This is a genomic window from Sphingomonas taxi (genome assembly GCF_000764535.1).
GTDB lineage: Bacteria > Pseudomonadota > Alphaproteobacteria > Sphingomonadales > Sphingomonadaceae > Sphingomonas > Sphingomonas taxi.
This window is the reverse complement of the sequence record NZ_CP009571.1, coordinates 3,730,431-3,740,360: the sequence shown is the minus strand read 5'-3', so window position 1 is coordinate 3,740,360 and position 9,930 is coordinate 3,730,431. Positions and strand designations below refer to the sequence as shown.

At 70.2% G+C, this 9,930-nt stretch carries 8 protein-coding genes and 1 riboswitch; of the genes, 1 reads left to right on the top strand and 7 read right to left on the bottom strand.

The annotated features are described in order from the left end of the window. Nucleotides 1-82: 82 nt before the first annotated feature. Nucleotides 83-286, bottom strand: a riboswitch (cobalamin riboswitch). Between the two features lie 28 nt (nucleotides 287-314). Next, entirely contained in the window at nucleotides 315-836 is a 522-nt protein-coding gene (gene cobU / locus MC45_RS17060) for a bifunctional adenosylcobinamide kinase/adenosylcobinamide-phosphate guanylyltransferase (protein ID WP_038667834.1), read from the top strand. Between the two features lie 93 nt (nucleotides 837-929). Here the strand turns inward: cobU and MC45_RS17055 are convergent, their stop codons facing one another. The 7 genes from MC45_RS17055 to MC45_RS17025 form a co-directional block, all read right to left on the bottom strand. Then, a complete protein-coding gene (locus MC45_RS17055) occupies nucleotides 930-1,613 on the bottom strand; it encodes a response regulator transcription factor (protein ID WP_038665735.1) in 684 nt (227 codons plus the stop codon). Continuing rightward, nucleotides 1,613-4,273: a sensor histidine kinase gene (locus MC45_RS17050; RefSeq protein ID WP_038665733.1), complete on the bottom strand. Its 2,661-nt coding sequence runs from the start codon at nucleotides 4,271-4,273 to the stop codon at nucleotides 1,613-1,615. Before MC45_RS17050 ends, MC45_RS17055 begins: the two co-directional genes overlap by 1 nt. Then, the gene (kdpC, locus tag MC45_RS17045) at nucleotides 4,270-4,836 is read right to left on the bottom strand and encodes a potassium-transporting ATPase subunit KdpC (RefSeq protein ID WP_038665730.1); all 567 of its coding nucleotides are present in this window, start codon (nucleotides 4,834-4,836) and stop codon (nucleotides 4,270-4,272) included. The genes MC45_RS17050 and kdpC overlap by 4 nt, the downstream gene beginning before the upstream one ends. A gap of 49 nt (nucleotides 4,837-4,885) precedes the next feature. Continuing rightward, complete coding sequence (kdpB, locus tag MC45_RS17040; RefSeq protein WP_038665727.1) at nucleotides 4,886-6,922, bottom strand: potassium-transporting ATPase subunit KdpB; 2,037 nt, start codon at nucleotides 6,920-6,922, stop codon at nucleotides 4,886-4,888. A 12-nt stretch (nucleotides 6,923-6,934) separates the two neighbouring features. Next, the gene (gene kdpA / locus MC45_RS17035; RefSeq protein ID WP_038665724.1) at nucleotides 6,935-8,638 is read right to left on the bottom strand and encodes a potassium-transporting ATPase subunit KdpA; all 1,704 of its coding nucleotides are present in this window, start codon (nucleotides 8,636-8,638) and stop codon (nucleotides 6,935-6,937) included. A 16-nt stretch (nucleotides 8,639-8,654) separates the two neighbouring features. Further along, nucleotides 8,655-8,744: a K(+)-transporting ATPase subunit F gene (gene kdpF / locus MC45_RS17030; RefSeq protein ID WP_038665721.1), complete on the bottom strand. Its 90-nt coding sequence runs from the start codon at nucleotides 8,742-8,744 to the stop codon at nucleotides 8,655-8,657. A gap of 109 nt (nucleotides 8,745-8,853) precedes the next feature. After that, complete coding sequence (locus MC45_RS17025; protein WP_052075742.1) at nucleotides 8,854-9,711, bottom strand: TorF family putative porin; 858 nt, start codon at nucleotides 9,709-9,711, stop codon at nucleotides 8,854-8,856. Nucleotides 9,712-9,930: the final 219 nt, after the last annotated feature.

The following is a 9,930-nucleotide window of genomic DNA, read 5'->3' as shown; positions in this document are numbered from 1 at the left end:
CCGGTCTGTCCGCCGCGCAACGCCCCCAACATCGTCGTCTCGCGAGGAAATCCTCGATCGTGCCGGCACACCCCGTCCGGACGAAGGACAACCGCGACGGGCAGGTCTCCTGGCTCGCGGGTCGTCGCCCTGCCCGGCCTTCCCGGATCGGGATGATCCAGTGGCGCGCGGGGAGCAGGGCTCGCCGGTCACAGTTGCGGGGGCAGCCCCGGCCGGCGAGCCTCAAGGCTCGCTTCCGGGTTCCCTTTTCATCCCATCTCTGGGAACCTGTCGCATTGGCGCCCCTAGAACCCCGCGGAGACGAAGGCAAGATGATCGCAGCCAAGACGCTGTTCCTGGGCGGTGCCCGCTCGGGCAAAAGCCGGCTGGCGCAGGCCGCCGCCGAGCGCTGCGCCGGCCCGCTCCATTATCTCGCCACGGCCGAGGCGTGGGACGGCGAGATGACCGACCGGATCGCCCGCCACCGCGCCGACCGCGACACGCGCTGGACGACCGTCGAATGCCCGCTCGCGCTGCCCGAGGCGATCGCCGCAATCGAGGATGGCGCGATCCTGATCGACTGCCTGACGCTCTGGCTGACCAACGTGATGCTCGGCGAGCACGACGTGGCGGCGCGGTCGGACGCCCTGCTCGCCGCGCTCGCCGCAACCCCGCTGCCGCTGTTCGTCGTCAGCAACGAGGTCGGCCTCGGCATCGTCCCCGACCATCCGCTCGGCCGCGCCTTCCGCGACGCCGCGGGCCGGCTCAACCAGCAGGTCGCCACCGCGATGCGCCAGGTCTATTTCGTCGCCGCCGGCATGGTGCTGCCGTTGCAGCCGTTTCCGGGGAGGGATTGATCCGCCCCTGACCCGTTCGTGCTGAGCCTGTCGAAGCACGGTGAGACCCACCTGCCCTTCGACGAGCTCAGGGCGAACGGTCGCCCCCCTCTTTCACCCCACCAGCAACCGATATCCCACGCCCAGTTCGTTGGCGATCACGCTCCCGGTCGCGTTCGGCTCTTCCAGCTTCAGGCGCAGGTTGCGCACGACGATGCGCAGATATTCCACCCGCGGATCGTCGTCGCCGCCCCACGCCGCCGCAAGGATTCGCTGGTGCGTCACCACCCGCCCGGGGTGGCGGGCAAGCACCGCGAGCACGTCATGCTCCTTGCGCGTCAGGTGGAACGCCTCGCCGCCGCGCCGGACGAGGCGCTGGTCGAGGTCGATCTCCAGCCCGTCGCGGCGGATCACGCTCGCCGCCGCCGCATCGATGCCGCGGTGGCGCAGCGCCGCGCGCAGCCGAGCAAGCAATTCCTCGCCGTCGAACGGCTTGGTGACGTAATCCTCGGCGCCGAGATCGAGTGCGGCGACCTTCTGATCGGTCGCGTCGCGCGCCGAGACGACGAGGATCACCGCATCGCCCGCCCGGCGGATCAGCGGCACCAGTTCGAGCCCGTCGCGATCGGGCAGACCGAGGTCGAGCAGCACCGCGTCGGGCGTCTCGGCGGCGACCGCGGCCAGCGCCTCGCGGCCGTTGATCGCCTCGACCACCGCATAGCCGGCGCGTTCGAGCGTGTTGCGCAGCAGCCGGCGGATCGGCTGTTCGTCGTCCACCACCAGGATCTTGGCCGCCATCAGTCGCCTTCCTCCACCATGTCGCGCACGATCAATGCCGCCGGAAAGGACAGGCCGAAGCGCGCGCCCGGCCGGTCCTGCCGGTTCGCGGCCTCGACGCCGATGCCCATCGCCGCGGCGAACGCCTTGACGATCGCCAGCCCCAGGCCGGTGCCGCCGATCGCGCGATCCGAACCGGCGAAGCGGCGGAAGGTGTCGAACACCTCCGCCTCACGCCCCGGCGGCAGGCCCGGCCCCTCGTCCTCGACCGACAGCAGGATGACGCCGTAGCGATGGCGCGCCTCGACGCGGATCGGCGTGCCGGGATCGGCATAGCGGCCGGCATTGTCGAGCAGGTTGAGCAGGCAATGGTGGAGCAATTGCTGGTCGGCGCGGACCAGCGGCAGGTCTGGCGGCACGTCGAGCTGCACGGCATGTCCGTCCAGCGCACGGCGGGCGTCATGCGCCGCGCCGGCGACCGCATCGGCGAGGTCGACCGCCTCCATGCGCAGCGTCAGCGCCCCCGCCTCGACCCGCGCCATGTCGAGCAGGTTGGCGACGAAGCGATGCAGCCGCGCCGCCTCGCCCTCGATCGTCGCGATCAGGTCGGGGGTGGCGCCATGGTGCAGCTGCGCCGCCGCCGCGATCACCGCGGTCAGCGGCGTGCGCAGATCGTGGCTGACCGACGACAGCAGCGCGGTGCGCAACCGCTCGCGCTCGCGCATCGCGCCGAGGTCGCGCGTCTCGATCTCCAGCCGCAGCCGTTCGAACGCCAAAGTCGCCTGTTCGATCAGGTTCAGGAACAGCGGGATCTGGTCGGGGCGCAGCGGATCGCCGCCCGCCTCGTTGGCGAGGCCGAGCACGCCGAGCGTCCGCTCGCCGGTCACCAGCGGCTGGAAGAACCATTGCGAGGCGGCGAGCGTCGCCGAACCGCGCCCGGCGGGCGCGCCGCCGTCATAGGCCCATTGCGCCGCCGCCATCTCCATCGTCTCGAGCCGATAGTCGCTGCCGTTCGCCGCCTGCACCGCCAGCCCCGCCCCCTCGGCGACGAGCATCACCGTGTGCAACCCGAACAATTGCCCGACCTCGTCGCAGATTGCCTGCGCCACCGCGACGGGATCGTTCAGCCGGGTGAGCTGGCGCAGGAAGCCGGCGAGCGCCGCATTGGTCCGCGCGCTCGCCGCGGCGATGTCCGCCTGCGCGCGCACCCGCGCCGTCAGATGGCTGGTCGCGATCGCGATGCCGAGCAGCACCAGCACCGACACGACGTTTTCGGGATTACTGATCGTCAGCGTGCCGGTCGGCGGCAGGAAGAAGAAATTATAGGCGATGCTCGACGCGAGCCCGGCGAACAGCCCGGTCCACAGGCCGAACAGGCTTGCCGCCATCATCACCGGCAGCAGATAGAGCAAGGCGACGTTGCCGAGGTCGAGGATGTGGAACAGCGCGCTGGCGACGCCGGTCACCGCCGCGACCATCGCGCCGGTCCAGACGTAGCCGCTGCGGCTGCCCCAGCGATCGACCGGCGCCGCCCGGCGGCCGCGCACCGCGGCGGGCATCGGCAGCACGTGGATCGCGATGTCGGGCGTCTCGCGCACCAGCCGGTCGACGATCGAGCCGTGGCGCAGCTCGAACCAGCGCGAGCGCGTCGACTTGCCGACGATAAGCTGCGTCGCGCGCGCCTCGCCGACATAGGCCTTGAGCCCGGCGAGCACGGTCTGCGCCGGCACCGCCGCCGCCGCACCACCGAGTTGCGTCGCGAGCGTCATCACCTTGGCGACCTGGCGGTGCTCCACCGCGGCGAACGCTTGCGTGCGCGGCGTCTCGACAAACACCGCGGTCCACGGCGCGTGCAGCGCGTCGGCGAGCCGCTTGGCGGCGCGCACCAGCGATTCCACTCCCGCCGCCTCGCTGACCGCGACGACGACGCGCTCGCCGCCCGCCCAGGTGCCGCCGACACCGAGCGCGCGGACATGGTCGAGCATCTGTGCATCGACCGCCTGTGCGGCGCGGCGCAGCGCCAGCTCGCGCAACGCCGACAGATTGGTCTTGGAGAAGAAATGCGCGAGCGCCCGTGTCGCCTCCTGCGGTAGATAGACCTTGCCTGCCTTCAGCCGCTCGATCAGCTCGTCGGGCGGAATGTCGACGACCTCGATCTCGGCCAGTTCGAGGATGCGGTCGGGCACCGTCTCGCGCACCCGCACGCGGGTGAAGCCGGCGACGACGTCGTTGAGGCTCTCGACGTGCTGGATGTTGACCGTGGAATAGACGTCGATCCCCGCCGCGAGCAGCTCCTCGACGTCCTGATAGCGCTTGGCGTGGCGGCTGCCCGGCGCGTTGCTGTGCGCGAGTTCGTCGACCAGCACCAGCCGCGGCGCCCGCGCCAGGATCGCGTCGATATCCATCTCGGCGAGGCCATGGCCCTCGTGCGGCACGATCCGCCGCGGCACGATCGTATAGCCGCGGGTCAGCGCCTCGGTCTCGCTGCGGCCATGCGTCTCGACCACGCCGATGACGACGTCGACGCCCTCGCGCGCCCGCGCCGCGCCCTCGGACAGCATCTCGTAGGTCTTGCCGACGCCGGGTGCGGCGCCGAGGAAGATCTTCAGCCGCCCGCGCCCCTCCTGCGCGGCGTGGCGCAGCAGGGCGTCGGGATCGGGGCGGGCGGCGGCGTCGCTCAACGGCCTGCGTCGAGCGCCCGGTTGAGCGCGAGAACGTTGACGTGCGGATCGCCGAACGGCGAATCCTCCACCTGTCGCTCGACCAGTGCACGCACCGTCGCGACCGGCAGGCCACGGACCCGGGCGACGCGAGGGGCCTGCGCCAGCGCCGCGGCGGGCGACAGATCGGGGTCGAGACCCGAGCCGCTGGCGGTGACCAGATCGGCGGGCAGCGGCCCGGCGACGCCCTCGCCGCGGCGCTTCGTCACGTCGGGCGTGACGCGATCGACCAGCGCCTTGCTGGCGGGGCCGAGGTTCGAGCCCGACGAGGCGAGCCCGTCATAGCCCTTGCCCGCCGCCGACGGCCGCGTCTGGAAATAGCGGTCGCTGACGAACGCCTGCCCGACCACGGTCGAGCCGATCACCCTGCCGCCGGCGGTGACGAGGCTGCCATTGGCCTGAGCGGGGAAAAGCGTCTGTCCGATACCGGTCATCGCAAGGGGATAGCCGATCCCGAGCAAGGCTGCGAACAGGATCGTCAGCACGAGCGCGGGACGGAGCGCGGAAGTGAAATCGGAAGTCATCGTCGGTCCTTTCGCCCCTCCCGCCCGCGGGAGGGGCAGATGTTGCGTGTTACGCCAGTCCCAGGCCGCCCACGGCGAGGTCGATCAGCTTGATCCCCGCGAAGGGGGCGAGCAGCCCGCCGAGCCCGTAGACCGCCAGGTTGCGTGCGAGCAGCGGCCCCGCCGCCATCGGCTTGTACGCCACGCCCTTCAGCGCCAGCGGCACGAGCAGCGGGATGATCAGCGCGTTGAAGATGATCGCGCTGAGGATCGCCGATTGCGGCGTCGCCAGCCCCATCACGTTGAGCACGCCGAGCCCGGGGTAGAGCGCGACGAACATCGCCGGGATGATCGCGAAATATTTGGCGACGTCGTTGGCGACCGAGAAGGTGGTCAGCGCGCCGCGCGTCATCAGCAACTGCTTGCCGAGCCCGACCACCTCGATGAGCTTGGTCGGATCGCTGTCGAGGTCGACCATATTGCCCGCCTCGCGCGCCGCCTGCGTGCCGGTGTTCATCGCGACGCCGACATCGGCCTGCGCCAATGCGGGCGCGTCGTTGGTGCCGTCGCCGCACATCGCGACCAGCTTGCCGCCCTGCTGTTCCTTGCGGATCAGCGCCAGCTTGTCCTCCGGCGTCGCCTGCGCGAGGAAGTCGTCCACCCCCGCCTCGGCGGCGATCGCCGCGGCGGTGAGCGGATTGTCGCCGGTGACCATCACCGTGCGGATGCCCATCGTGCGCAGCTCGCCGAAACGCTCGCGGATGCCCGCCTTGACCACGTCCTTGAGGAAGATCGCGCCGAGCAGCCGCCCGTCCATCGCCACCGCGAGCGGGGTGCCGCCGGCGCGGGCGATCTCGTCGGTGGCGCGGCGCAGCTCGGTCGCCGCCGCGGTCTCGCCCGCGCCTGCATTGGCGCGCAGAATCGAGTCGACCGCGCCCTTCTGAATCAGGGTCGCGCCGATCTGCACGCCCGAGATGCGCGTCTGCGCGGTGAACGGGATCACCTCGGCATCGTCGGGCAGACGCGCGGTGGCGACCCCGAAGCGCTCGCGCGCCAGCGTGACGATCGAGCGGCCCTCCGGCGTCTCGTCGGCGAGGCTGGCGAGCAGCGCCGCCTCGGCGAGCTCGCTCAGGCTGACCCCGGCGACCGCGCGGAATTCGCTCGCCTGACGGTCGCCGATCGTGATCGTGCCGGTCTTGTCGAGCAGCAGCACGTCGACGTCACCCGCCGCCTCCACTGCGCGACCGGATTTGGCGAGCACGTTGAAGCGCACCAGCCGGTCCATGCCCGCGATGCCGATCGCCGACAGCAGCGCCGCGATCGTCGTCGGGATCAGCGTGATCAGCAGCGCGGCGAGGATCGACACCGGGATCGATCCGCCGGCATAGGCGGCGAAGCCCGGCACCGTGCCGACCGCGATCAGGAAGATGATCGTCAGCCCGACGAGCAGGATGGTCAGCGCGATCTCGTTCGGCGTCTTCTGCCGCTCGGCGCCCTCGACGAGCGCGATCATCCGGTCGAGGAACCCCTGTCCCGGATTGACCGTCACCCGCACGCGGATGCTGTCGGAAATGACGCGCGTACCCGCGGTCACCGCCGAACGGTCGCCGCCCGCCTCGCGGATCACCGGCGCGCTCTCGCCGGTGATCGCCGCCTCGTTGACCGAGGCGACTCCGGCGATCACCTCCCCGTCGCTGGGGATCAGGTCGCCGGTCTCGACCAGCACCACGTCGCCGATCGACAGCCGGCTGGCGGGCACCAGCTCCCAGGCGTCGGCGACGCCGATCAGCAGCTTGGCGCGCAATTCGGCCTTGGCGTCGCGCAGGCTGGCCGCCTGTGCCTTGCCGCGGCCTTCCGCCAGCGCCTCGGCGAAGGTGCCGAACAGCACCGTCAGCCACAGCCAGACGACGAGTTGCAGCTTGAAGCCGAGCGTCAGCCCGTCGCTGCCGACCGCGAGTAAGGCGGTGAGCAGCAACGCGACGACGGCGGTGACGAACATCACCGGGTTGCGGACGAGCTGACGCGGGTCGAGCTTGCGGAACGCATCGCCGATCGCCGGCAGGATCAGGTCGGCGGTGAACAGGGATTTGCTGTGTGCGCGTGCCATGTGCGGCGCCTTCTAGGAGAGTTGACCGTGGATCATGGCGAGATGATCCGCGATGGGACCGAGCGCGAGGCCCGGCAGGAAGGTGAGCCCGCCCAGGATCAGCACGATGCCGACGAGCAGGCCGACCCACAGGCCGCCGGTGGTCGGGAACGAGCCGGCGCTTTCCGGCGTGTGCTTCTTGGCGGCGAGGCTGCCGGCGATGGCGAGCATCGGCACGATGATGAAGAACCGCCCCACCCACATCGCCAGCCCGAGCAGCCCGTTGTAATAGGGCGTGTTCGCGGTCAGCCCGGCAAAGGCGGAGCCATTGTTGCCGACCGCGCTGGTGAAGGCGTAGAGGATCTCGCTGAAGCCGTGCGGCCCCTTGTTGAGCGGCCCGGCCAGCCCCTGCGCCAGCACCGACGACAAGGCGGTGAGGCCGAGGATCATCAGCGGCAGCACCGCGATCGCCAGCACTGCGAGCTTGACCTCGCGGCTCTCGATCTTCTTGCCGACATATTCGGGGGTGCGCCCGACCATCAGCCCGGCGACGAACACCGCGAGGATCGCGAACAGCAGGAAGCCGTAGATGCCGGCGCCGACGCCGCCGATCACGACCTCGCCCAATTGCATGTTGAACAGCGGCACCAGCCCGCCGAGTGCGGTGAAGCTGTCGTGCATCGCGTCGACCGCGCCGCACGAGGCGGCGGTGGTGACGACCGCGAACAGCGACGAGGCGGCGATGCCGAAGCGCACCTCCTTGCCCTCCATATTGCCGCCGCCGACGCCGAGGTGATGGAGCACGGGGTTGCCCGCGGCTTCCTGCCAGTAGGTGACGGTAACGCCGGCGAGGAACAGGATCACCATCGCCGACAGGATCGCCCAGCCTTGCCGCGTGTTGCCGACCGCCTTGCCGAACGTCCAGGTAAGGCCGAAGCCGATCAGGAAGATCGACAGCATCTGCACCATGTTGGTCAACGCGGTCGGGTTCTCGAAGGGATGCGCGCTGTTGGCGTTATAGAAGCCGCCGCCGTTGGTGCCGAGCATCTTGATCGCCTCCTGACTGGCGACCGGGCCGAGCAGCAGCGACTGTTTCGCGCCCTCCAGCGTGGTGACGTCGACGACGCCGGCGAGCGCCTGCGGCACGCCGCTGGCGATCAGGAACACGGTGTAGACGACGCAGAGCGGCAGCAGCAGGTAGAGCGTGACGCGCGTGCAATCGGCCCAGAAATTGCCGATCGCCTTCGCCTCGCGCCGCGCGAAGCCGCGGAACAGCGCGAAGGCGAGGGCGATACCGGTCGCCGCCGACAGGAAATTGTGGATGGTCAGCCCGAGCATCTGGCTGAGGTTCGACATCGTCGATTCGCCGCCATAGCTCTGCCAGTTGGTGTTGGTGGTGAAGCTGACCGCGGTGTTGAACGCGAGGTCGGGCGACAGGCCGGCGAGCCCCTGCGGATTGCCGGGCAGCATGCCCTGCAGCCGCAGCACCGCATAGGTGAAGACCATCAGCGCGACGTTGAAGATCAGCATATGGACGGCGTAGCGGCGCCAGCCCTGTTCGGCGGTCGGGTCGACGCCGGCGAGCTTGTAGAAGCCGGTCTCGACCGGGCCGAGCAGCGCGTGGAGCGGCGTGCGCCGCCCCTCGTACAGCGCGAACAGCCACATACCGACGGGCTTGGTCAGCGCCAGCAGGATGCCGACGAAGCCGAGGATCAGGATCCATCCCTGCAAGGTCATGGGAATGCGCTCCTTTCTAGAAGCGTTCGGGACGGATCAGCACCGCCACGAGATAGAGGAGCAGGCCAAGCGCGGTCAGCGCCGCCAGCCACAGGTCGAGCGTCATGGCATGCGTCTCCGGTCAGGCGTTGTCGCAGAGCCGGGCGTAGGCGAGCGTCGCCGCCACCAGCCCGATCAGGATCGCGATCCACAGCAAATCGTGCATGGCGGTGTCCTCAGAAGGCGGCGGTGAGGCCGACGACGACCGCGCCGTCGGCGATGCTGCCGCGGCCGTCCTGGCCGCGGCTGAAGCTCGGCTGAAGATAGGCGGCGTCGCGGCGGCCGATGTCGGTGTCGACGTAGCTCAGGCCGAGCGTCAGGCTGCGCCAATGCGCGTCGGCGCCGAGCGACCAGTCCCAATAGTCGCCGGTCGGCGTCACGCTCGTCGCGTTCGGCCCTAGCCCGTCATTGCCCCAGCTATGGCCGACATGCGCGCGCGCGGTCAGCGGCGTGCCGGCGATCGGCAGCGCGCCGTCGCCGGCGAGGTAGAGATTGTCCTTCTTGTCGCCGCGGTCGGTATAGACGCCCGCCGCCGCCTCGGCGCCGGTGCGATACCAGCGGCCCAGCGCCTGCTGCTTGGGCGCGTAAGCGACGCTGGCGGTGAGCGTCGCCGGGCCGGCGGTGCCGGTCAGCTTCGCATAGGGTTCGGCGAAGTCGGTCTTGTCGGCGCCGCCGGGGTACATGTACCAGGTCAGCCCGACGTCGAGCGTCGCATTGGGCGCGAGCGCGCGCCTGTAGCCGCCGATCAGGTCCAGCTCCATATTGGCGCCGCCGAACGTACCCCACCCGGCAAGGTTCGACGCCCAGGTGCCGACATACAGCCCGCTCTCATGCGCGACGGTCAGCCCGCCCTGCACCGCCATGTCCTTGTCGGACTGCGACACGCCGCGGAATCGATAGTCGGACACCAGCCCGACCGAGCCCGAGACGGTGACCGCCGGCGGCGGTGCGGTCTCGCTCGCGGCGGGTTGGGCGAGGGCGGAAGCCGGCAGGCCGCACAGCAGTGCGGCGCCCCATAAACGATAGACGATCATCACGTTACCCTTTTGGTCGCGGCCGGGCCGTCATGATCGACGGCGGGGCGCGTCCCAGGCAGTGCGATTAGGCAGGCCGCGCGTAGCAAAGCGAGATCGCTTTCGGGCAATCGCATAGCATTCGCATATATTTGCCGCTTTCATCCGCTCCTGGCGGCGGGTCGTGGCGTAGCGAACGCAGCGACGCCTCCTTGCACGTCGCCGCCGCCATAAAGATGA